The sequence below is a fragment of the Streptomyces sp. NPDC005303 genome (assembly GCF_040607335.1).
Lineage (GTDB): Bacteria > Actinomycetota > Actinomycetes > Streptomycetales > Streptomycetaceae > Streptomyces.
Genome location: NZ_JBEXGM010000002.1, coordinates 384460 through 405695, shown reverse-complemented (window position 1 = coordinate 405695; position 21236 = coordinate 384460). Strand labels below are relative to the sequence as shown.

Below are 21236 nucleotides of genomic sequence, written 5' to 3'. Positions count from 1 at the left end.
CGCGTGACGGCTGCACTTACCAGGGCCAGGGGTAAGTTCCACAAGGAGCTGGTTGACAGGGAGACTCTTTCACTTTCACTTGATGGGGTGGCCTCGAATGCTGACAAGAGTCAAAAGACTAGCTCGAGTATCGCATCAAGTATTGCGGATGAGCTATCTGCGCAGGTTATCGAGAAAAAGCTTGATGGGCAGCGCGCCGGCAAGCAGTTCGAAGAAGCTGTGGAGGGGTTTCTTGCGGAAGTATTCCCTCTCTTTAATTCTCTTCGGCCTGGCGACTGGAGTGTTGAGAACGTCGGCGGTTCGCGGGCCGAGTATCAGATCTCCAAGTATGAGCCTTATGCGCACCTGGCGGACCTTGCAAACGCAATCAAGGAAAATCGCAATCTCGCCTCTGTGCTAGGGAACTCCTACGAAATCAGCCCAGATATCCTGGTCCTGCGCAAGCCGGAATCTGACGAGGTCATCAATAGTAATCAGGAACTCGTTGATGCCGAATCGGGTCGTCATGCAGTAATCCGGATGGTGAACCAGGAACGTCCCATCGTTCATGCCATAGTGTCATGTAAATGGACGCTTCGTAGTGACCGCGCCCAGAATGCGCGCTCGGAGGCACTTAATATCATCAGGAACCGTAAGGGCCGCACTCCTCACATTGCCGTCGTTACTGGGGAGCCGTCACCTTCGAGGTTGGCATCGCTGGCTCTCGGTACCGGCGACATCGACACCGTGTATCACTTTGCCTTGCCTGAACTGATCAAGGCAGTCGATGGCACGCAGAATGACGAGGCGATCAGCATGCTGAGTACTCTGGTCTCTGGAAAGCGACTCCGTGACATCAGCGACCTACCTCTTGATCTGGCTATCTAGCGCACTGATAGCAAATCGGTGGGAGGCAACTAGGGGTGCTTAGGAGTTCCGTCGGGGCGGGATTTTTGTGGTCCGGTCAGCAAGGGTGCGGCTCTGATTGCATACCCGTAGTGCTTGGCAGTCTCCAGCATCGACGCGGCAGGTGAAGCCCGACTCGGTCATCCAGCAGCGAGAACCACCGCGAATACTGCTAGTGAGCGTCGCGGTCAGGCCGTTCTAAGTGCTAGCAACACGATCATGACTGGCGCTTTCCTAAAGCGTCCGATAGCAGATACTGCTGCAAGCTAGGACATCTCAGATCGTGTTGCGAGCTCTTATGGAAGCATGCGAGAAACTACCCAAGAGTGAAGATCATCCACCAGTTTCTTGTAAGTAGCCATGCTGAACTGTCCGCCTCGATAGCTTTCTCCGTGCGCTACCTTATTTCTAATCTCTATAAGCTTACCCAGGGAATTTCTCCGTTCTTCCCGGTTCAGGAAATCAATGATTTCCGACGCCCATGGATCCCCGAAGCGCGCCATGAGGGCTTCCAGCGTGCCCGGCCCCAGGTTCGGAGCCTTCTTGAAGAAGGACATCACGAAGCTTTGTGGACTTCCGCCCACCGAGCTTCCTATGTAGCCGCTGATGGACGTGAACATCAGCTGTTCTAGGTAGCCTGAGAGACGGATGCACATGTACTTGTGCATGTCTTCATGGAGAGAGATTTCCATCGATTGAAGTCCTTGAGTGTACCTCTGGTATGAGGCGTCCAACTCAGACTTCATCGAGCTGACCTGTCGGCGCGCCTCACTCCTGCTCGGCGCCAAGGGGTTCTCCCTGGAAGGCTTCCGTCGCAAGTCGGATGCGCAGCCTGACCTGGTCGGCGTGAGAGGTGCTCTCTGCCACGGCTTCCTTGTACTTGGCGTTTTCTTTGAGGCGGCCTAGTTCTCTAGCTACGGAGTCAGGGGAATGTGTTGTTCCGTTCTCAAGCGCGGTCATGAGTCCGACAAGCACAGCGTCAGTGTGCGCAGCGTTAACTTGCGTACCCTTTATCCTGAGTGCTTGGGCCCCGACGCCCTCGTTGAGCAGAGCGGTAGCCTTCGTAAACCGGTCACGGATGCCTTCATGGTCTGGCGGGAGTTCGTCTTGGTACAGTTCCAGGTAATTATTCAAGAACTGAGCCATTGGAGGCCGGAAAGATTGTGAGCCATGGCCTGTCGGAATGAGTGAGATGGCTCGCAGGATTAGTTCGTGATCTTTGAGATCGCGATTCTGCTCACCAAACATGGCGCGCCAATTCGGGTCTTGGTTGAGTTCCCGGACAAAGTTTACGGTTGCTCCTGCGTAGAGGGCGACTCGGATCTGCTGCGGCTTGAGGTTGGTCCCGCCGCTGTTGATCCGCTCGAATAGGGAGTACACTCCCCGCCTGCCCTCTGTACCCTTCGGAACTACAATGGTCGCTTGAATGAAGGTGTTGTCGAAGAGCCGACGATCTTTAGGATCGAGGGTTTCATACGTGGCTCCCTTTGAGTCGTCGCCGACGTATAGAAGGGAGAACTTGCGGGGCCCTGGCTTTGTCCAGTACTTGCCGTGTTTGAACGCTTGGAGCGTGGAGAGGCGTTGCTGTCCGTCAAGCACTAGGTATCGCCGGTCCGAAAGTTCAACCAGGAAGATGCCCGGCACCGGATATCCGAGCAGGACGGACTCGATGAATCGGTCCATCTGCTTCTTCTTCCAGACTAGGCCGCGCTGGAACCCTTCGTATCCTGCGATGTCATCCTCGGCCAGCGGCTCGAACGTCGGAATTATGAAGGTGCCGTTGTCGAGCCGTTTGACCAGACCGTCGACATCGAAGTCTGCACCGAAGTATCGGAGTGCGTCCTCTGCGCGTACAGGTTCAGTCTCGACTGCGTCTGCCTCGGAGTCGTCTACTGCGGACTCTTCGGGAACCTCGCTCTCACTCGGGTCCTCATGCTCGTCGGGCTCGGCGGCTGCTGGTTTTTCTGCCATAGCGAAAGCTTAGTGGCATGCGTGTGAGGCGTGTTGGGCCGTCACGGCAGCTGAGCGGGTGTCCCACCGTCGGCTGCGAAGCCCCTCCGTTGCCGAAGTGCCATCGCATATGCGAGGCCGGCGTTGCTGCCATGCGCAGCCCCCAAGAACTTCTCCCAGGAGGCCCGCTGACCTGGTAATTCCTTGTGCGGGTAGCGGGATTGGAATCCGCGACCTCTTCGTCCGTACGGTGGTCCGGAACTTCGTGAGTGCAGTACGGGGCAACTGACCTGCATGTGAGGGTTCCAGACTGTCCACCCGTGTCCGGTCCCGCATACTGCTTCGTTGCCGCGGGGCCGCCCGCTTCTTGACCAGTGTCGTGCCTCCGCGGACTGCCTCAAGGGCGCTCCCTGCGGTCGCGTCGCCTGCGGCGATCGGTCTGCGGCCGACCCTTGACCCAGTCCGCTGCGGCACGGGGGAGAAGCGAGCGGGTGGCCCGGAGGGATGGGTGGCCCAGGTGGGTTGCAGGGTGGGTTGGCTGCGGTGTACGCCGGGGTGGGGTGCGCGGTCGGGTCGCGGTGGCACGCCAGGTTTGTTCAGCGGCTGACGACCGGTCGGGGCGCGGGTGTGCCTCGGGTGGGGTGAAAGCTCCGGACCTTGGCTGGGGCTCCGTACCGCCATCCTCCAGCAAGTTGACCTCTCTGATCCTCGGGGAGGCACCGTTGGGGCGGAGCGAGGGCGGTGCGGGCTCATCGGCCGGGGCTGGTCTGGTCGCGGGTGACGGGAGTAGTGGTCGATGGGTGTCCGGGAGCGTGATCGCAAGGTGTACCGGCCGCTTTGGAAGGCCGGCCTCGAGGTGATTCCGAACGCCGTGCCGGACGGTGTGATGCCGTTCGTCCTCGGATACGGTGCCGAAGACGTGGTCGGCGGTTTCTCCCATCGGTACGACACCCCGCGGCTTGTCGCGCGACTCAATGCCGACTGGTACGACCTCGCTGTCAGCTCGGGCCTTCTCGACCATCGGCGCGAGTTCCTCGTACAACTTCCGCAGGGCACCCGGTCGCACCGGGCCGTCCTGCGGGAGCAGCACAGCGGCGGCCACACCGCGCCGGCGGTCTGGACCCGGGTCCGGCTCCTGGCGCGCTGGGACATCATGGGCCGGTCCGCGGGATCTGCGTTCCTCGGCATTCACTCGGGCCACCCGGGGCTTCGCCATGATGGCTCTGGACAGCAGCGTGTACGTCCATGCCTCGACGGGTGAGATCGGCGTCGATGTGCTCGCGGTGCGCCATCCGGAGCGCTCGGAGAACGTCCTGCGGCGCCTGGAGTGGATGGCGGGATACGACAGTCCCTACGTCAACTGCGAGGTCAAGGAACGGATCTGTACGGTCGACCGATGTTGGTGCAAGCGAGGTAGTGCTCCGCCCTACGCTCGTAGCGGTGGTGAAGCGGCGACAGTCGGCGAGCCAGGACGCCGGGGCGTTCGATGGTCCAGCGGTGCCGGCCTCCGTGCTCGGCCGGGTGTGAGTAATTCTCCGGTGGCGGCCCCGCGTCACCAGTCGGACAATGGAATTGCGTTCAGCGTGGTTGAGGGCTTACGGACATGACCGGTTGCCCACCACTCGTTTCCACGATTCACCCTTCAGTTCGGGCGCAGGCTGTCGCTTCTCGCGTTCAGCTCGGCAACCCGGCACAGCTCTGCATGGAGGTGTTTCCGTGATGACGAAAGCCAGCGAGCAGCGAGCTGCAACGGGTGTCCGCTCCCGAACCAAGTGGGATGTGTACTGCCCGGAGGAAGACCTCAACGTCATCATGTTGTTCCCCAGCGAACATGCCGCCGACCAGGCCGCGGCCGAACACAACGCTCAGTTCACTCCGGCACACACGGCAGGGGCGGTGGTGCACACGCCTAGCGACGAGGACCCGCCGCACCTTACTGAAGCTCAGCGCGAAGCGTTCAAGGAGAACGCTGCCACCCTCGAAGAGGCCGAGGAGCAGCTCCGGGCGGCCCAGCAGAAGGCCTATGCAAGGTTGAACGAAGTGGGCATCAATCGTAGCCCCGATGATGTCTTTGACACGTGCTTGAGCTGCGGATGTCCGGCGTATGTGGCGACACCTCACCACCCCGACGCCGCTTGCCGGAGAGAACACTGTGGGCACTCCGCGCCTAACCATCGTTGGTGACATGGCTCGTCCGGAGGCGTGATGCCGGGCGCCATGATGCATGGCGGCCCGGCACCGGATTGCCGACGCGCGGTGCTGCCGAACCGCTTACCTGACGTCGACGAAGTCGCCGCGCGCCGTCGATGCGGCGGTGGTGGCGGTGCCCGCGAAGACGTAGCGGTAGAAACCGTCGACCGTGGCCTTGGTGGTGGTCTTCAGGGCGCCTGTGCTGTTGGTCTTGACCGTCTTGAGCGTGGTGTAGGTGTTGCTGCCCTTCTTGCGGAACTGAAGCTTCGCGGGCTGGGACGCGTAGCCCGCGTACTTGCCCGTCGACCAGTTCGCGCGGGTGAGCTTGCCCGTGACCGTGATGGTCTTGCCCTTCTTGACCGGCTCGGGCGAGGCGTTGGCGGTGAGCGTGGACGCCTTCTTGATCGCGGTGGTGGCGACGTCGTCGTTGTAGCTGGCGTTCGCGTAGAGGTCCCAGGCGCCCAGGAACAGCTTCCAGGTCCCGGCCACTCCGTTGTCCTTCATGTCGGTGGCGGGGTGGATGTTGAAGACGGCCTTGCAGGTGTAGGTGCCCTGGGTCGCCGTCTCCGTGCAGTCGGGGTCGTCGTCCGTGCCCAGGCCGCCGGTGATGCCGTCCGTGGTCGAACTGTCGGTGCCCTGCCACAGGAAGGCCTCGGTGAGGGCGACACCGTTCTGGTCCGTGGCGGTGTACGTGACGGTGACGGACTTCGTGCCGGTGGTGCCGAGGACGATGTCCTTGCCACTGTTGATGACAGCGTGCGAGAACTTGGTATTGCCCAACGAGTCCTGCGGCTGAACGGACTTCGAGGCGAAGGAACCGAGCTTCCCTGCCACCCCCGTCCGCTCCGCTGCCTGGGCGGCCACCGGAAGAGCGAGCACGGACAGAACGACGCCACCGGAGATGACGGCGGCCGCAACGCGTATACGCATGAATCCCCCACGGGAAACTGAGAGGCCCGCCCAAGTCTCCCCTTGGCCGGGCCTGTTGATCTCCGCATCCTATGGACTCGGTTCGGAACCAGTGAAGATCTTCTGGGTAAACAGTGTGTCTTGTGTGCCTCCGTGGCCTGCGGCACACCGGGCCGGCTCAGCGGCTTGCCGTCGGAGTCGCGGAGCTGCAGGACAGGGGCGGGCCCCGGCGCCGATCAGCAGTTCCTCGGGCTGTCCGCCCCCTCACGCATCACACCGTCGCTTACTCCCCGTGGCACTCCCCATACCCCCGCCCCGACCCGCACCAGCACCCCGTCCCCCGCTGTGGCGGCCACTCCACCGCGCGGCCCCGGGCCGCCAGGGTCGTCGCGTACTGGGGGAGCAGGGTCGTGTCGGACGGGGACGAGCCCTCCGAGGCCGCGAAGGCCTCGTACGACGGGACCGTGCCCGTGACGATGCCCAGGTTCGCCGTGCCGGAGGCGGACAGTTCGCGCAAGGAGGCCTCTATGGTCGCCAGGTGCTCCTCGTGGGAGGGGTACTCCGAGGAGAGGGAGGGGTAGGCGCCCACCAGTTCCGTCAGTTCGGAGGCTGGCCAGTGCAGGACCGCCACCGGGAAGGGGCGGGACAACGCCGCCCGGAACGTGCCGAGTTCGGCGCGCAGGCGGGAGATCTCCGCCTCCAGCTCCGCCGGGTTCTCCGAGCCGAGGGACCAGACGCGCTTCGGGTCGTGCAGCTCGTCCAGGGAGACCGGGGAGGTGTGGAGGGTGTCGGCCAGGGTGTCCCACTCGTCGTGGGCCAGGCCGAGCATCCTGCGGACCCGGTGACGGCCGAACAGCAGAGGATGCGTGGAGTACGGGGGCTCCGGTACGTCCGTCAGGAGCACCCTCGCTCCCTCCGTGAACGTCTCCTGCGCCTGCTCCAGCTCGTCGTGGGACTCCAGGGCCTCCGCGACGATCACCCAGGGGGCCGGGTCCCGGGGGGACGCCGCGCGGACGCCGTCGATGATCGCGCGGGCCTCGGCCTCATGGCCGTACTCCCAGAGGTTCGCGGCCTTCAGGGCGCGGACGAGAAAGGGGTTCTCCAAGCCCGCCTGCGCGGCCAGCAGGCGGTCGTAGAGGGAGGACGCGGCGGGGCGGTCGCCGGCCAGTTCCAGATGGGCCGCGGCCTGCAGGAGCAGGGCTTCGGCGTCCTCGGGATACCGGTCGGCGGTCCGCTCCAGGCGCGCCGCTTCGGCGTTGTGGTCGACGTTCTCGGCAGGCGTGTCGGGGCGCATGGGTGACACCGTACTGCCGATCAGTGGCAAAGAAGAGGGAGGTGCAGGCCAGGGGCCGGTTAACAGGAGAAGAGCCCGGGGCCCGGGCCCGCACCCCCCGCCTCAGATCGTCACGCCGTCGATCTGCAGGGTCTGCACCGCCTTCGCCGCGAACGGCACGGCCACGCTCTTTCCGCTCAGGAAGGTGTTGGAGTAGGACGCGTACTTGTCGCCGCCCGTCGTCACCGTGTTCCAGCGCGGGACCAGTCCGCCGGAGCCGCCCGTCACCGTGGTGAAGCGGGACAGGTCGAAGGTCAGGGTCTGGGCCGAGGTCGAGGTGTTCAGGGCCACGATGACCAGGCGCTTGGCCGAGGAGTCGTAGGCCGCGACCGCGTTGCTCACACCCGTGTCGATGATCTTCATGCCGGGGCGGATGTGCCGGCTGAACTGGGCCAGCACGTAGTACTTCGTCTCGATCGCGCCGGCCTGGAGGGTGCCGGCGTCGTACTTGATCACTCCCCAGCCCGCCGTCGGGTCCATGACCTGCCAGTAGACCCAGGCCGTGGGGTGCAGCCAGCGGAAGTCGTAGAGGAGGTTGAAGGCCGTGGTGTAGCCGGTGCCGTCCCCGTCGCCGGTCTCGGAGTTCCACAGGGCCTTGCCGGCCGTGGTCACCACGTCCGTGTAGAGGAGGTCCCTGCGGCCGTTCGAGCCCTGGTAGCCGTGGACGTTGACCCGGTTCACGTACCCCTTCGTCGTCGAGCTGAAGGAGTTCCAGGTGGTGCGGGCGAGGTCGTAGCTGGTCTCGTCGGAGGCCGAGATCTTCACTCCGGTCAGACCGCGGTTGTTCAACTCGCTGCGCAGGTACGGCAGTACGGCTGACTGGACGGACGCGTCCATGTGGCAGCCCTCCTGCGTGCCGGTCGCCGTCCACCAGGACGAGGAGGGCTCGTTGAAGGCGTCGACCGTCGAGAAGTTCACGCCCCAGTTGTTCTTGGCGTACAGGGCGGTCGCTGCGAGGTGGGAGGCGTGCTGGCGGTAGTTCCAGGTCTGGAGGTTGTTGCCGCCGTCGGAGGCGCCGGAGGGGTTGTGGTTCTGGCACATCCACCACATGGGCGAGTTGGCGAACAGCTCGCTGACAGCGCCTCGTTGCGTCGCCTTCACCAGCATCGCCCGCTGGTTGGCGTCCGCCGTCCAATCCCACGCCGAGGACGTCGGGTCCTCGTTGTTCCAGTCCTGCCAGTAGCCCTCGATCTGCTTGAAGGCGGGGATGTTCGGCGACGCGGTCATCGACGTGCCGCCCACGGAGTTCCAGCTGGAGGCGCCCAGGTTGTAGCGGGCGATGTTGAGGCCGAGGCCGGGCAGCGAAGTGCCGTTGTAGGACGTCGACTTGGTGGTGAAGAAGATGTCGGCGAAGTCGTCCCGGGCGCCGAACACGTTCGCCCACCAGGCCAGGGAGGTGCCCCAGCCCTCCCAGGTGCCGTAGGACGTGCCCGGGCTGACGGCGATCGTGGCGTCCGCACGGGCGGTACCGGTGGCCAGCGCGCTGCCGAGGAGGGTGCCTCCTGCGGCTGTCAGCAGCGTTCTGCGTCGGATCATGGCTACTCCGAACTCCGATGGATCGACGCGGCCTTCTGACCCGCGTCGTGGCCTGCCCCGTTCATGCCACGACGAAGCATCGGGTGTGGCCGGTGGGGTTGTCGAGAGTTCTGACAGCCCTTCCTAAAACCAGTGGAGGAAGTGCGGTATATCGGACGCGACGACCGGGGGGACGGTTTCGGGCGACCGCTGCGTCCCTCTACGAGGCGCCCGGCACTGGTGACTTGCAGGCCCTGCCCTTATCGTGCGGGCGGCCCCGTCCGAGGAGGCGTGAGACATGCGGCAGCGCGTCATGCACCACGGAGCCCGGCGCCGTCGGGAGCGTCGCCGCCGCGCGGTGTGGACCGGCGGCGAACTGCTGGTCACCGTGGGCGTCGTCCTGCTGCTGCTCGTGGTGCATCAGCTGTGGTGGACCAACCGGGAGGCCCGGGAGGGTGCTCAGCGCAGGGTCGAGGCGCTGGAGCGGGAGTGGGGGCGGGGTGGGGGCGCCGCCTCCGGTACGGCCGCCGGATCCGGGTCCCCGTCAGACGCTCCGTCCGCTGCTGCGAGTCCTCCGCAGTCCGCGGCGGGGCGGGGTGCCCTCGCCACCGCCCCGGGCCCCCCGGACTCCACCGCCCCGGCGCCGGACCTGTCCCAGGCGTACGCCGTCCTCAGCATCCCCCGCCTCCACCTCCGCGTGCCCGTCGCCGAGGGCGTCGGCAAGCAGAGCGTCCTCAACAAGGGGTACGTCGGCCACTACCCCGGCACCGAACAGCCGGGCCGCGCCGGGAACTTCGCGCTCGCCGGGCACCGCAACACCCATGGCGAGCCCTTCCGGTACGTCAACCGCCTCGCGCCCGGGGACACCGTCCGGGTGGAGACGCGGAGCGCGGTCTACACGTACGCCGTGGACAGGACGCTGCGCCAGACCTCGGCCCGCGACTCGGGGGTGATCCGCCCGATCCCGCGCTCGACGGTCCATCCCGCCCACGGCTACACCGCGCCCGGCTACTACCTCACCCTCACCACGTGTACCCCGGAGTACACGTCCCGGTACCGGCTGGTGGTGTGGGGCAAGCTCGTGTCGATGCGGCCGCGTTGACGGCGTCATGGCTCGCGCGGTCCCGTCACGTGGCCGTGCTGACGGCGTCATGGCTCGCGCGGTCCCGTCACGTGGCCGTGCTGACGGCGTCACCGCTCCCGCACTCCCTCCACGCGCCCGCGTTGACGGCGTCACTGCTCCCGCAGCCCCACCACGCTCGCGGCCGCCACCAGCGCCAGTCCCGCCGACACCAGCATCGCGATGTCCGCGCCGTGGGCGAGGCCGCCGCCTGAGGACGTGGCGATCGCGATGGTCAGGGCGACCCCGGCGCAGGAACCGATGTAGCGGAAGGTCTGCTGGGCGCCCGAGCCCATCGCCGCCCGCGCGGCCGGGACGGACTCCACGGCGAGCAGCGGGAGCGCCGCGTTCAGCAGGCCGCTGCCGACGCCGGCGATCACCAGGCCCGGCAGCAGCCGTACCCAGGAACCCGCGTCCAGCGAGCCCAGCATGGTCAGCACGCCCGCCGCGTGCAGCAGGAAGCCGATCGCGAGCTGCCAGCGCGGCGGCACCCGGCCCGCCAGGCGCCGGACCTGGAGGGCCACGGCGAAGGACAGGCCGGACCACAGGAGGAAGAGCCAGGCCGTGGCCATCGCGGAGAGGCCGACCGTCTGCTGGAGCAGCGCCGGGAGGAAGCTGAACAGGCCGATCACCGCGAGGCCCGTGAACAGGCCGCTGGAGGAGGAGGCGAGGAAGCGGCGGTGGCGCAGCAGGCCCAGGTCGATCATCGGGGTGGCCGAGCGGCGTTCCACCGCCGTGAACGCGGCGAGCAGGGCCACGAACGCCAGCAGCAACAGGCCGACCGGTGCCCGCAGCCACCCGTCCCGGCCCAGGGTCAGGGCCGCGACCAGGGCGACCAGGGCGAGCCCGAAGGTCACGGCTCCGGCGAGGTCGGGGCGGCCGCCGCGCGGGGCCCGGGACTCCGACAGAAGGCGGGCGGACAGGGCGGCCACAAGCACGGCGGCGGCGCCGAGAACGCCGTACGACACTCTCCAGTTCGGCATCGCGCCGCTCAGCAGAGGGCCGACCGCGATGCCGCCGCTCACGAACGCGCCCCACACACCGGTCGCGTGCAGACGGCCCCTGGGTGAGGGGAACGCGTGGACGATCAGGCCCAGGCTGCTCGCGAGGAGTGCCGCGCTGGCCGCGCCCTGGGCGATCCGGGCCAGCGTGAACAGCCAGGTGGACGTGGTCAGCGCGCCGAGGGCCGTGGTGAGGCCGAGGGCCAGGGTGCCCGCGACGAAGATCCGGCGGCGGCCGTAGTCGTCGGCGAGGCTGCCGGCGACCAGGAGGAGGGCGGCCAGGCCGAGCGGGGTGCCGTTCAGGAGCCAGGCCTGGGCGGACAGCGGGGTGTGCAGGTCGGCGGCGACATCGGGGAGCGTGACCATGGGCGCGGTGTACGTCATGAGGGCCACGGCGGTGGCGGCGCTGGTCAGGGTGAGCGTGGCGGTGGGGTGCGCGGGAGACGCCTGGGGGGTCTCGGCGGCCTTCACCTCGGGGAGAGTTCGTTCATTGAACCTAGCCATGGCGAGAACCGTAGCAGAGCGAGTTCGGTCATTGAACCCACTGCCCGGAAATGGTTACAGTGGGCGGCATGGCACTGGGCAAGGACTACGCGACACAGGAATGCTCGATCGCCCGCGCGCTGGAGATCGTCGGCGAGCGCTGGACCCTGCTCGTCGTCCGCGACGCCCTCTACGGCGTCCGGCGCTACAACGACTTCCTCGTCCACCTCGGCATCCCACGCGCGGTCCTCGCCGCCCGCCTCCAGATGCTCACGGAGGAGGGCATCCTCGAAAAGCGCCGGTACCAGGAGTCCCCGCCGCGCGACGAGTACGTCGTCACCGACCGCGCCATCGCCCTGTGGCCCACCCTGCGCGCCCTCGGCCGCTGGGGCCGCGAGCACCGGGGCGAGCCCGCGCTGCGCCTCTTCCAGCACGCCGAGTGCGGCACCGAACTCGGCTCCTACGGCGAATGCCCCGCCTGCGCGAAGGTCGTACCGGTCGAGGAGGTGCTGATGCTGCCGGGCCCCGGACTCGATCCCGATCCGGCGGATCCGGTCAGCCGGGCCCTGCTCAAGCCGAAGAGGCTCTTGCAGACCATCGCCGTCGATCAGGTATAACCGGGGGAGGACTCGAAGCGAGAGGGGGAGCGGCCGTGATGCGCAGCTGGACGACACCGCGTCCCGCCGCAGTGCTGCTCTTCCTCCTTCTCGACATCGTCCTGCTCGACACCGGCAGCCTCTCCGCCGCCGTCGCGCTCGCCGCGACCGCGGCGGCCGGTTCCGCGTTCGCCGCCTGCTCGCTGATCGCCTCGCGCTGCGCGCCCGCCGTGCCGCCCACCCGGGTCCGCACCGCCATCCGCGACCGCGCCCGCCGCACGGCCTTCCTCCCGCAACGCGACCCCGACGCCAAGGGCCGCCCCCGCCCCCGGGCACCCGGTCACGCCCTGCCGGCGACCGCCGCGTAGGGGCTCACTCCTGTAGGGACACCCCGCGCGGGTCGTCATGCCGCCATCTCACTCCCGGCACGACGAGACCCCCGGAGGGCTCACCCATGTCCGTCTTCGCAGATCTGGTCCAACAACTCGCCGACCTGCTCCACCCCCTCTTCGGCGCCACCGCGGCCGCCGCCGCGATCGTCCTGTTCACCGCTTTCGTACGACTGCTCGTGCATCCCCTGTCCCGCGCCGCCGCCCGCGGCCAGAAGGCCCGCACCAAACTCCAGCCGAAGATCGCCGAGCTGCGCGGCAAGCACAAGGACAACCCCGAGAAGCTCCAGAAGGCCGTGATGGCCCTGCATGCCGAGGAGAAGGTCTCGCCGCTGTCTGGCTGCCTGCCCGGACTGTTCCAGCTGCCCGCGTTCTTCCTGCTGTACCACCTCTTCTCCAACACGACGATCGGCGGGAAGGCGAACGAACTGCTCAGCCACGAGCTGTTCGCCGCGCCGCTCGGCGGACGCTGGGCGGACGCGCTCGGTCACGGCGGAATGTTCGGGGGAGCGGGGCTCGTGTACGTCTGTCTCTTCGCGTTCGTGGTCGTGGTGGCGACCTTCAACTACCGCCGCACGAAGCGGATGATGGCCGCGAACCCGGTCATGCCGGTGACCGACGGGCAACCGGTGCCCGGGGCGGGCGTGATGAGCAAGGCCATGCCGTTCATGTCCTTCTTCACCCTCTTCACCGTGGCGGTGGTGCCCCTGGCTGCCGCGCTGTACGTGGTGACCAGTTCGACGTGGGCCGCGGTCGAGAGGGCGGCCCTCTACCGCTGACCGGTCCAGTCCGTGAACCGGGTATTGCGGACGGGACGCCCAGCTTGGAGGATCGACCAGTCATCCGATGGCTGCACCCCTCGGAGGACGCCCCGCGATCGAGGGAGATAGTGATCATGAAGCTGCTGCGAGTCGGTACGGCGGGAACGGAGACGCCGGCGCTGCTCGATGCCGACGGGGTCCTGCGGGACCTGTCCGGTGTCGTGGACGACATCGACGGGACGCTGCTCGCCGACGACGCGGCACTCGGCCGGGTCCGCGCGGCCGCGGAGGCCGGGGACCTGCCGGCGCTGGACGCCACAGGGCTTCGCGTCGGGCCGCCGATCGCCCGGATCGGGAAGATCGTCTGCATCGGTCTGAACTACCACGACCACGCGCGCGAGACGGGTGCCGAACCGCCCGCCGAGCCGGTGATCTTCTTCAAGGCCGCGGACACCGTGGTCGGGCCCTGCGACACGGTTCTGGTGCCCCGGAAGTCGGTGAAGACCGACTGGGAGGTCGAGCTGGCGGTCGTGATCGGACGTACGGCCCGGTATCTGGCGTCCGCCGAGGAGGGGCTGGCGCATGTCGCCGGGTACGCGGTGGCGCACGACGTGTCCGAGCGGGAGTTCCAGATCGAGCGTGGCGGGACGTGGGACAAGGGGAAGAACTGCGAGACGTTCAACCCCCTGGGGCCGTGGCTGGTGACGGCCGACGAGGTTCCGGATCCGCAGAGCCTGTCGCTGAAGCTGTGGGTCAACGGCGAGTTGAAGCAGAACGGCACGACCGCCGAGCAGATCTTCCCCATCGGTGAAGTGGTGCGGTACGTCAGCCAGTTCATGACCCTGTACCCGGGTGACGTCATCAACACCGGTACGCCGGCCGGAGTCGCGATGGGGGAGCCCGAGCCCAAGCCGTATCTGCGGGCCGGGGATGTGGTGGAGCTGGAGATCTCAGGGCTCGGGCGTCAGCGGCAGGAGTTCAAAGACGCGTAGACCCTCCGCCGGGTGAGCCGGGGACTGCGCGTTGTTCGGCGGGTGCGGCGCCGTTGTGGCTTGTCGCGCCCACGCGGCGGAGCCGCATATTGACACAGTCCCGCGCCCCTGAAGGCCGTAACTCACCCCAGTAGAGATGCGAGCCTGCGCCAGCCCTCCCTCGGGAGTTCGTAGCGCGGGCCGCCGTCCACGATCTGCAGGGCCACGTGGTCCGCGCCCGCCTCGATGAACTCGTCGATGCGGGTGCGGATCCTGTCGTCGGTGCCCCAGGCGAAGACCGCGTCGACCAGGCGGTCGCTGCCGCCGTCCTTCAGGTCGTCCTCCGTGAAGCCGTTGCGGAGGAAGTTGTTGGTGTAGTTGGGCAGGCCCAGGTAGACGGCCAGGCAGTCGCGGGCCAGGGCGCGGGCCCGCGCGGGGTCGGACTCGAGGACGACCTTCAGCTCCGGGGCCAACAGCGGCCCCTCACCCAGGAGTTCGCGGGACCGTGCCGTCTGGTCGGCGGTGATCAGGTACGGGATCGAGCCGGCCGCGCGGTCCCGGGCCAGCTCGATGGTCCTCGGGCCCAGGGCGGCCAGGACGCGGCCGTCGGCCGGGACTCCCGCCTTGTCCAGGACATCGAGGTAGGCCACCAGGGCCGAGTACGGGCGCCGGTACTGCTCGGCGAGCTTGGCGTGGCTGACGCCCAGGCCCAGGACGAAGCGGCCGGAGTGGGCGGCGTTCAGGTCGGTGAAACTCGCGGACGCGGCCTCGGCTTCGTGGTCCCAGATGCTCTGGATGCTGGTGCCGACGACAATCCGCGAGGTCGCGTCGAGGAGCGGGGCGGCGTTGGCGGCCGAACTGCTGCCGCCCAGCCAGATCGCGCCGAACCCGAGGTCCTCCAGCTCGGCGGCGGCCTCCGCGCGTTCACCCCGCAGGGACGGGTCCTCCCCGCGCAGACCGCCGCCGTTCCAGATGCCGTACTTTCCGATGGTCTCCTTCATGGCAGGTGCCAACGTGGGAGTGCCCGGCGATAATTCCTGTCCCGCTAAAGGCTCTTGTTCAAGAACTCCTCCAGCGCCTCGACCACGAACCGGTGGTCCTCGAGCTGGGGCAGCCCCGAGACCGTCACCGTGCCGACGACGCCCACGCCCTCCACCGTGATCGGGAAGGAGCCGCCGTGCGCCGCGTACTCGTCCGGGTCCAGACGCGAGGACTCCTCGAAGGTGCTGCCCTTGGCGCGGAAACGGGCGCCGACCAGGTAGGAGGCGGAGCCGTAGCGCTCCACGACCCGGCGCTTGCGGTCGATCCAGGAGTCGTTGTCCGGGGTGGAGCCCGGCAGGGCCGCGTGGAAGAGCTGCTGGCCGCCGCGGCGGATGTCGACGGCCACCGGAGCCTGCCGCTCCCGGGCCAGCTCCACCAGCAGGGAGCCCAGCGCCCACGCGTCCTCGTACGTGAACTGCCGGAAGACCAGGTGGCGTTCCTGCGCCTCCAGTTCCTCCAGGGGCGGGGTGAGTTCCGGCTGGAACTTCGGGGTCAGCCCGGTGTTGTGCGTCACAGCTGCACCGCCACTCCGTCGTGGGCCGAACGGCGCGCCGCCTCCAGTACGTCGAGGGCGGCGGCCGCCTCCAGCGCGGTCACCGGGTTGGTGCCGCCCTCGGTGAGGGCCCTGGTCACGGCCGCATAGTAAGCGGGGTAGTCGCCGGGGAGGGTGGGCACGGGGCTGCCGCCGCCCGTCACGGGGGACTCTCCCGCGCCCAGCCGGCCCCACAGCGACTCGGGCTCCTCTCCCCAGCCGGCCGCCGTGCCGGGGCGCTCGCCCTCCCTCAGGGCCGCCTCCTGCGGGTCCAGGCCGTACTTCACATAGCCCGCCTTGGAGCCCAGCACCCGGAAACGGGGGCCGAGTTGGGCGGTGGTGGCGGAGACGTAGAGGTGGGAGCGGACGCCGCTCGCGTGGGTGATCGCGATGAACGTGTCGTCGTCGATCTCGGCGCTCGGGCGGCGCACGTCCGCCTCGGCGTACACGGAGGCGGCGGGCCCGAACAGGGTCAGAGCCTGGTCGACGACATGGCTGCCGAGGTCGTACAGGAGACCTCCGATCTCTGCGGGGTCGCCGGACTCGCGCCAGCCGCCCTTGGGCTGCGGCCGCCACCGCTCGAAACGGGACTCGAAGCGCCACACGTCGCCCAGTTCGCCCTCGTCGAGGAGGTGGCGCAGGGTCAGGAAGTCGTTGTCCCAGCGCCGGTTCTGGAAGACGGACAGGAGCAGACCGCGGTCCTCGGCGCGGGCGGCGAGCTCGCGCGCCTCGGCCGCGGTGCCGGCGATCGGCTTGTCGACCACGACCGGGAGACCGGCCTCCAGAGCGGCGGTGGCGAGCGGTACGTGCGTCTTGTTGGGGGACGCGATGACGATCAGGTCCAGTTCCGCCGCGCGGACGAACAGCTCGTCGGCGCCCGCGACCGTACGGACGTCCGGGAACTCGGTGCGGGCCTGTTCCTGCCGCTCGGGGTTCGAGGTCACCACCGTGTCGAGGGTGAGGCCCTCGGTGGCGGCGATCAGCGGGGCGTGGAAGACGGAGCCCGCGAGGCCGTAGCCGACGAGGCCCACGCGGAGGTCAGCAGCAGTCATGCCCTCCACTTTCGCAACGGCGTTGCCAAAGTGCAAGCGTGGCGGACAATGGCACGCGTGAACAGGACGAACGGCGGCACCGACCTCCTGGCCCCGCGCAGCCGCAACACCGCGCTCGTGCTCGACCTGCTGCGGGCGGCGGGTGCCGGGGGGATCAGCCGACTGGAACTCGCCGAGCGGACCGGGCTGACCCCGCAGGCCGTCAGCAAGATCACCGGGCGGCTGCGGGAGGAGGGCCTCGCGGTGGAGGCGGGACACCGGGCCTCGACCGGCGGCAAGCCACGCACCGTCCTGCGGCTGGTGCCCGGAGCGGGCCACGCGGTGGGCGTCCACCTGGACCGGGACGCGCTGCGGGCGGTGCTGGTGGATCTCGCCGGCACGGTGGTGGGCGAGCGGCGCGCCGCGCTGGACCTGGGCGCGGGGGCGGAGGCTGTCGTGTCGGCGGTCGCGGGAGAGATCGAGGCGCTGGCGCGGGGGGCGCGGGCAGGAGGGGGTGGGGCGGAGGACGCCGGTTCAGGTGCGGGCGGCGACGGGCTCCCGGGTCCGGCGTCCGCGCCGGTGAACGGGGCTCGGGGGCGAGGCCGGACGGGGGCCCCTTCCACTGTCGGCAGCAACGGGTCGGCCGCAACCGGGCCCGCCGCCAGGGGTGCCGTCGCTCCGCAGGCCTCCACTTCGCGTCCCGCTGCTGGTGCGCCACCTGCCCCCGCGCCCCTCCCCACCGTCGCCTCCTTGCCCTCTCTCCCCTCCCTCCTCGGCGTCGGCGTCGCCCTCCCCGGACCCCTCGATCACACCCGGGGCGTGCTGCACCGCGTCACCGGCTTCCCCGAGTGGGACGGCTTCCCCCTGCGGGACGCGCTCGCGCGGCGGCTCGGGGTGCCTGTCGCGGTCGACAAGGACACCAACGCGGCCGCGCTCGGGCTCGCCGTCGCGGGGGAGCGCGGATCCTTCGCGTATCTGCATCTCGGTACGGGCCTCGGCGCCGGTCTCGTCATCGGCGGGGCCGTGCACCGGGGTGCGCGGACCGGGGCCGGGGAGTTCGGACACCAGGTCGTCCAGCTCGACGGACCGCCTTGCGGCTGCGGCGACCGGGGCTGCGTCGAGGCGCTGTGCCTTGCGGCGGTGGCCCGAGGCGACCTCGACGAAGCGGCCCGGGTCCTCGGCATCGCGGCCGGCAACCTCGTCGCCCTGCTCGACATCGACCTGGTCCTGCTGGGCGGCCGTACCGTCGACACCGCCCCGGACGCGTTCCTGCGCGGGGTCGAAGCCGTCCTCGACGAACGCGCCCGGCGCACCGGCGAGGAGACGGTCCCGGTCCGCGCCGCGGCCGGCGAGGTCGCCGAAGGCGCGGCGCAGCTCGTACTGGCCCCGCTCTTCGGCCGGTCCGACGCCTGACGTCCGCTGATCGAGGGGACTTCCCGGGCCGTACGGAGCGGCATCCCCCGTCGGCCGCGTCCGCCCGGCACGGTCATGTGTTCATGCGACGGTATGTATACGGTTCCACGTCCGCCCTCCTCGGCCTCGCGGCGGCGGCCGCCCTGCTCTCCGCGCCCCCCGCGGCAGCCGGCCCGGGTCCCGCCGACCACTCCTGCGCCCCCAACGGCCGCGCCTTCCCCCTCACCACCCGCATCCACGGCGGCCCCGCCGCTTACGAGCCGGGCGGGGGCTTCAAGACCTGGTACCTGGATCTGATCAACACCACCCCGCAGACCTGTGACGGGATCCACCCGGTCGTCGTCCTCGTCGACGAGCGGCACGCCCTGAAGCCCGCGCAGCCCCGCCTGGAGTTCTACGACGGCCCCCGCACCCGCGCCGTCCGGTTCGAGAGCACCGACGAGGACGAACTGGTCGGGGCGTTCGGCGGTGCCGGGCTCACCGTCGGCCCCGGGCAGACCCGCACCGTGAAGGTACGGCTCGCGGTCGCCGCGGACGCCGTACCGAACGAGGTCACCGTCAACGCGGCCGTCGTCCAGCGGCACGGCGACGACGGCGACTGGGTGGGGCAGTCCAACGACTACCGCTTCGGCATCGGCCCCACTGGGGGCACCAGGCCCGACGCCACCCCCACCACCACCGCGACCACCACCCCCACTCCCACTCCCACTCCCACACCCACCCTCAGCAGGGAGGAAGGCTTCGCCTTCACGGACGCGGCCGAGGAACTCGCCAGCACCGGCCCCGCCGTGGCCGCCGCCGCCCTCGCGACCGTCGCCCTCCTCCTGGTCACGGCGGGCGCGATCCTCCGGTCCCGCGGTCGCCGCTGACCCCAGAGCTTCCGGCACCTGTCCCCGGCCGGCCATTCCCCCAAGATCGGGCCACTGTCTAGGCTGGGGCCGACGCAGCACGGCGTACACGCGTACGGCAGGAGATCCCGCACATGGCAGACCGCAAGCCCATCGATTCGTGGCTCACCGACATGGACGGTGTACTCATCCACGAGGGCGTACCGATCCCCGGCGCCGACGCCTTCCTCAAGAAGCTCCGTGAGTCCGGCAAGCCCTTCCTGGTGCTGACCAACAACTCCATCTACACCCCGCGCGACCTGCACGCCCGCCTGCGCCGCATGGGCCTGGACGTCCCGATCGAGAACATCTGGACCTCCGCCCTGGCCACCGCGCAGTTCCTGGACGACCAGCGGCCCGAGGGGACGGCGTACGTCATCGGCGAGGCGGGCCTGACCACCGCCCTGCACGACATCGGCTACATCCTCACCGACCACGAGCCGGACTACGTCGTCCTCGGCGAGACCCGCACCTACTCCTTCGAGGCCATGACGAAGGCGGTCCGGCTCATCAACGACGGCGCCCGTTTCATCTGCACCAACCCCGACGAGACCGGCCCCTCCGCCGAGGGCGCGCTGCCGGCTACCGGCGCCGTCGCCGCCCTGATCACCAAGGCGACCGGCAAGCAGCCGTACTTCGCGGGCAAGCCCAACCCGCTCATGATGCGCACCGGGCTCAACACCATCGGCGCGCACTCCGAGACCAGCGCGATGATCGGCGACCGCATGGACACCGACGTGCTGGCCGGCATGGAGGCCGGCATGCAGACGTTCCTGGTGCTCACCGGCCTGACCCGGCCCGAGCAGGTCGAGGACTTCCCGTACCGGCCTTCGAAGGTCGTGGACTCCATCGCGGACCTCGTGGACCGGATCTGAGACGGCTCCGGGACTGACCCGAACGGAGTAACGCGGCACCCCCTCGGGATGCGGGCCCCGGCCCGCCGGGAGACTCTCCAGACATCTGGAGGTTCACGATGGGTTCCCTACGCCTCACTCTCTGTACCGCGGTCCTGGCAGTCGCCGCCTTCGCCCCCGCCGCACAGGCTGGGGACGGGCGCGGCGTCTCGGTGACCCCGTCGACCCCCGCCGCCGGCGCCGACCTCACGCTGCGGGTGACCGGCTGCACCGGCAGGACGGCCACCGCCGCCTCGGCCGCGTTCGTCGCGGACGCCCGACTGACGGGGACCGGCGGCGGTCTCGCCGGCGAGACCCGGGTCCGCTCCTCGATCGAGCCCGGCCCCTACGACGTGAAGATCACCTGCGCCGACACCGAGGTGCAGGGCAGGATCACCGTCGCGGCGGCCGGGGGCGGCACAGCCCTGGCGTCCCCCGCCGCCCCCGTCGACGCGGGCGGCGGCTGGACCGCCACCCACCTCTCCGCCATGGAGCCCCAGGTCATCGAACCCGGCACCGGGCACGCCGTGACGGGACTGGTGCTCGCCGGGGTCGCGGCGGTGGCCGTGGTGCTGCGCCGCAGCCGCCGGAGCCGCGGGGCGGAGTAGAGGCGATGTCCGACCGTTTCTCCGACCCGGAGGGCGGCCGCGCCCCTCACGGAAGCATCTCCGGGACCGGACGGCTGCTGGCCTGCGTGACCTGGGCGACGCTGCTGCTCGGGCTGTGGATGTGGGGACGCGAGGTCACCGACGTACGCCACGCCAGGTCCGCGCCGGTCACCGATGACATGGCCGCGGTCGGGCGCCTGCACCCCGCGGCCGCCGAACTGCCGCCCGACGCACGGCCGTTGCCGGAAGCGCTGCCACAGCGCCTCGACATCCCGGCCCTCGGGGTGCAGGCACCCGTGGTGGCCCGCGGGCTCGACGCCCGGGGTGCCCCGGACCCGCCGCCCTTCTCCCAGCCCGGCGTCGTCGGCTGGTACGCGGCCGGCGTGAAACCCGGGGCCGCCGGGACCGCGCTGATGGTGGGACACGTCGACACCGAGACCCGGCCCGCCGTCTTCCACCGGATCAGCGCGCTCAGGCCGGGGGAGACGGTCTGGGTGCTCCGCGACGACGGCCGGGTCGCCGAGTTCACCGTCGACGATGTGCGCACCCTCACCCGCGAGCACTTCGACGCCCACCAGGCCTACGGCCCGCGCGAGCCGGGCCGCGCCGAACTGCGCCTGATCACCTGCGGCGGCACCTTCGACCGGGCGAGCCGCGGTTACTCCGCGAACGTCGTCGTCTCGGCGTATCTGACGGGCGGCCGGTAGAACTCGGGGGCAACCCTCGGT

The 21236-nt window shown here is 69.1% G+C and carries 22 protein-coding genes; 13 read left to right on the top strand and 9 right to left on the bottom strand.

Features of this window, described 5'->3' with window-relative positions; all coding sequences use genetic code 11:
- Nucleotides 1-3: 3 nt before the first annotated feature.
- Nucleotides 4-867, top strand: coding sequence for an NgoMIV family type II restriction endonuclease (locus tag ABZT93_RS05775; RefSeq protein ID WP_356099453.1), 864 nt, complete (start codon nucleotides 4-6; stop codon nucleotides 865-867).
- 314 nt (nucleotides 868-1181) lie between these two features.
- Here ABZT93_RS05775 and ABZT93_RS05770 read toward each other — a convergent pair whose 3' ends face one another.
- Both ABZT93_RS05770 and ABZT93_RS05765 read right to left on the bottom strand, forming a co-directional pair.
- The gene (locus ABZT93_RS05770; protein ID WP_356099450.1) at nucleotides 1182-1631 is read right to left on the bottom strand and encodes a HEPN domain-containing protein; all 450 of its coding nucleotides are present in this window, start codon (nucleotides 1629-1631) and stop codon (nucleotides 1182-1184) included.
- A gap of 22 nt (nucleotides 1632-1653) precedes the next feature.
- On the bottom strand, nucleotides 1654-2856 hold the full coding sequence (locus ABZT93_RS05765; RefSeq protein WP_356099448.1) for a DUF262 domain-containing protein: 1203 nt from the start codon (nucleotides 2854-2856) through the stop codon (nucleotides 1654-1656).
- A gap of 775 nt (nucleotides 2857-3631) precedes the next feature.
- On the opposite strand from ABZT93_RS05765, the gene ABZT93_RS05760 reads away from it, so the two are divergent.
- Nucleotides 3632-4096, top strand: coding sequence for a hypothetical protein (locus tag ABZT93_RS05760; RefSeq protein ID WP_356099445.1), 465 nt, complete (start codon nucleotides 3632-3634; stop codon nucleotides 4094-4096).
- Nucleotides 4097-4554: 458 nt separating this feature from the next.
- Entirely contained in the window at nucleotides 4555-5019 is a 465-nt protein-coding gene (locus ABZT93_RS05755; RefSeq protein WP_356099442.1) for a hypothetical protein, read from the top strand.
- A gap of 87 nt (nucleotides 5020-5106) precedes the next feature.
- Here ABZT93_RS05755 and ABZT93_RS05750 read toward each other — a convergent pair whose 3' ends face one another.
- The 3 genes from ABZT93_RS05750 to ABZT93_RS05740 all read right to left on the bottom strand — a co-directional run bounded on the left by ABZT93_RS05750 (nucleotide 5107) and on the right by ABZT93_RS05740 (nucleotide 8803).
- Nucleotides 5107-5955 (bottom strand): hypothetical protein, encoded by an 849-nt coding sequence (locus tag ABZT93_RS05750; RefSeq protein WP_356099439.1) that lies wholly within the window; start codon nucleotides 5953-5955, stop codon nucleotides 5107-5109.
- Between the two features lie 262 nt (nucleotides 5956-6217).
- Entirely contained in the window at nucleotides 6218-7228 is a 1011-nt protein-coding gene (locus ABZT93_RS05745; RefSeq protein WP_356099437.1) for an SEC-C domain-containing protein, read from the bottom strand.
- 102 nt (nucleotides 7229-7330) lie between these two features.
- A complete protein-coding gene (locus ABZT93_RS05740; protein WP_356099434.1) occupies nucleotides 7331-8803 on the bottom strand; it encodes a beta-1,6-galactanase in 1473 nt (490 codons plus the stop codon).
- A 277-nt stretch (nucleotides 8804-9080) separates the two neighbouring features.
- Here ABZT93_RS05740 and ABZT93_RS05735 point away from each other — a divergent pair, with 277 nt between their 5' ends.
- A complete protein-coding gene (locus ABZT93_RS05735; protein WP_356099431.1) occupies nucleotides 9081-9884 on the top strand; it encodes a class E sortase in 804 nt (267 codons plus the stop codon).
- A 131-nt stretch (nucleotides 9885-10015) separates the two neighbouring features.
- Here the strand turns inward: ABZT93_RS05735 and ABZT93_RS05730 are convergent, their stop codons facing one another.
- A complete protein-coding gene (locus ABZT93_RS05730) occupies nucleotides 10016-11407 on the bottom strand; it encodes an MFS transporter (RefSeq protein ID WP_356099428.1) in 1392 nt (463 codons plus the stop codon).
- A 68-nt stretch (nucleotides 11408-11475) separates the two neighbouring features.
- Between ABZT93_RS05730 and ABZT93_RS05725 the strand changes: the two genes are divergently transcribed.
- From ABZT93_RS05725 to ABZT93_RS05710, 4 genes are all read left to right on the top strand, one after another.
- Nucleotides 11476-12003 (top strand): helix-turn-helix domain-containing protein, encoded by a 528-nt coding sequence (locus ABZT93_RS05725; RefSeq protein ID WP_356099426.1) that lies wholly within the window; start codon nucleotides 11476-11478, stop codon nucleotides 12001-12003.
- 35 nt (nucleotides 12004-12038) lie between these two features.
- Nucleotides 12039-12350, top strand: coding sequence for a DUF6412 domain-containing protein (locus ABZT93_RS05720; RefSeq protein ID WP_356099423.1), 312 nt, complete (start codon nucleotides 12039-12041; stop codon nucleotides 12348-12350).
- A gap of 86 nt (nucleotides 12351-12436) precedes the next feature.
- Nucleotides 12437-13150, top strand: coding sequence for a YidC/Oxa1 family membrane protein insertase (locus tag ABZT93_RS05715; RefSeq protein WP_356099419.1), 714 nt, complete (start codon nucleotides 12437-12439; stop codon nucleotides 13148-13150).
- 116 nt (nucleotides 13151-13266) lie between these two features.
- Nucleotides 13267-14124, top strand: coding sequence for a fumarylacetoacetate hydrolase family protein (locus ABZT93_RS05710; RefSeq protein ID WP_356099416.1), 858 nt, complete (start codon nucleotides 13267-13269; stop codon nucleotides 14122-14124).
- 122 nt (nucleotides 14125-14246) lie between these two features.
- Here the strand turns inward: ABZT93_RS05710 and ABZT93_RS05705 are convergent, their stop codons facing one another.
- The 3 genes from ABZT93_RS05705 to ABZT93_RS05695 are packed head-to-tail and all read right to left on the bottom strand — an operon-like array spanning nucleotide 14247 to nucleotide 16728.
- On the bottom strand, nucleotides 14247-15104 hold the full coding sequence (locus tag ABZT93_RS05705) for an LLM class F420-dependent oxidoreductase (RefSeq protein ID WP_356099413.1): 858 nt from the start codon (nucleotides 15102-15104) through the stop codon (nucleotides 14247-14249).
- Between the two features lie 44 nt (nucleotides 15105-15148).
- Nucleotides 15149-15658, bottom strand: a complete 510-nt coding sequence (locus tag ABZT93_RS05700; RefSeq protein WP_356099410.1) for a heme-degrading domain-containing protein — start codon at nucleotides 15656-15658, stop codon at nucleotides 15149-15151.
- Nucleotides 15655-16728, bottom strand: coding sequence for a Gfo/Idh/MocA family oxidoreductase (locus ABZT93_RS05695; protein WP_356099407.1), 1074 nt, complete (start codon nucleotides 16726-16728; stop codon nucleotides 15655-15657). Before ABZT93_RS05695 ends, ABZT93_RS05700 begins: the two co-directional genes overlap by 4 nt.
- Before the next feature lie 48 nt (nucleotides 16729-16776).
- On the opposite strand from ABZT93_RS05695, the gene ABZT93_RS05690 reads away from it, so the two are divergent.
- The 5 genes from ABZT93_RS05690 (at nucleotide 16777) to ABZT93_RS05670 (ending at nucleotide 21215) form a co-directional block, all read left to right on the top strand.
- A complete protein-coding gene (locus ABZT93_RS05690; RefSeq protein ID WP_356099404.1) occupies nucleotides 16777-18120 on the top strand; it encodes an ROK family transcriptional regulator in 1344 nt (447 codons plus the stop codon).
- 83 nt (nucleotides 18121-18203) lie between these two features.
- Complete coding sequence (locus ABZT93_RS05685) at nucleotides 18204-18989, top strand: hypothetical protein (protein WP_356099401.1); 786 nt, start codon at nucleotides 18204-18206, stop codon at nucleotides 18987-18989.
- A gap of 113 nt (nucleotides 18990-19102) precedes the next feature.
- The gene (locus ABZT93_RS05680; RefSeq protein ID WP_007382293.1) at nucleotides 19103-19882 is read left to right on the top strand and encodes an HAD-IIA family hydrolase; all 780 of its coding nucleotides are present in this window, start codon (nucleotides 19103-19105) and stop codon (nucleotides 19880-19882) included.
- Nucleotides 19883-19980: 98 nt separating this feature from the next.
- Complete coding sequence (locus ABZT93_RS05675) at nucleotides 19981-20508, top strand: hypothetical protein (RefSeq protein ID WP_356099398.1); 528 nt, start codon at nucleotides 19981-19983, stop codon at nucleotides 20506-20508.
- A 5-nt stretch (nucleotides 20509-20513) separates the two neighbouring features.
- Nucleotides 20514-21215: a class F sortase gene (locus tag ABZT93_RS05670; RefSeq protein WP_356099395.1), complete on the top strand. Its 702-nt coding sequence runs from the start codon at nucleotides 20514-20516 to the stop codon at nucleotides 21213-21215.
- Nucleotides 21216-21236 lie beyond the last annotated feature (21 nt).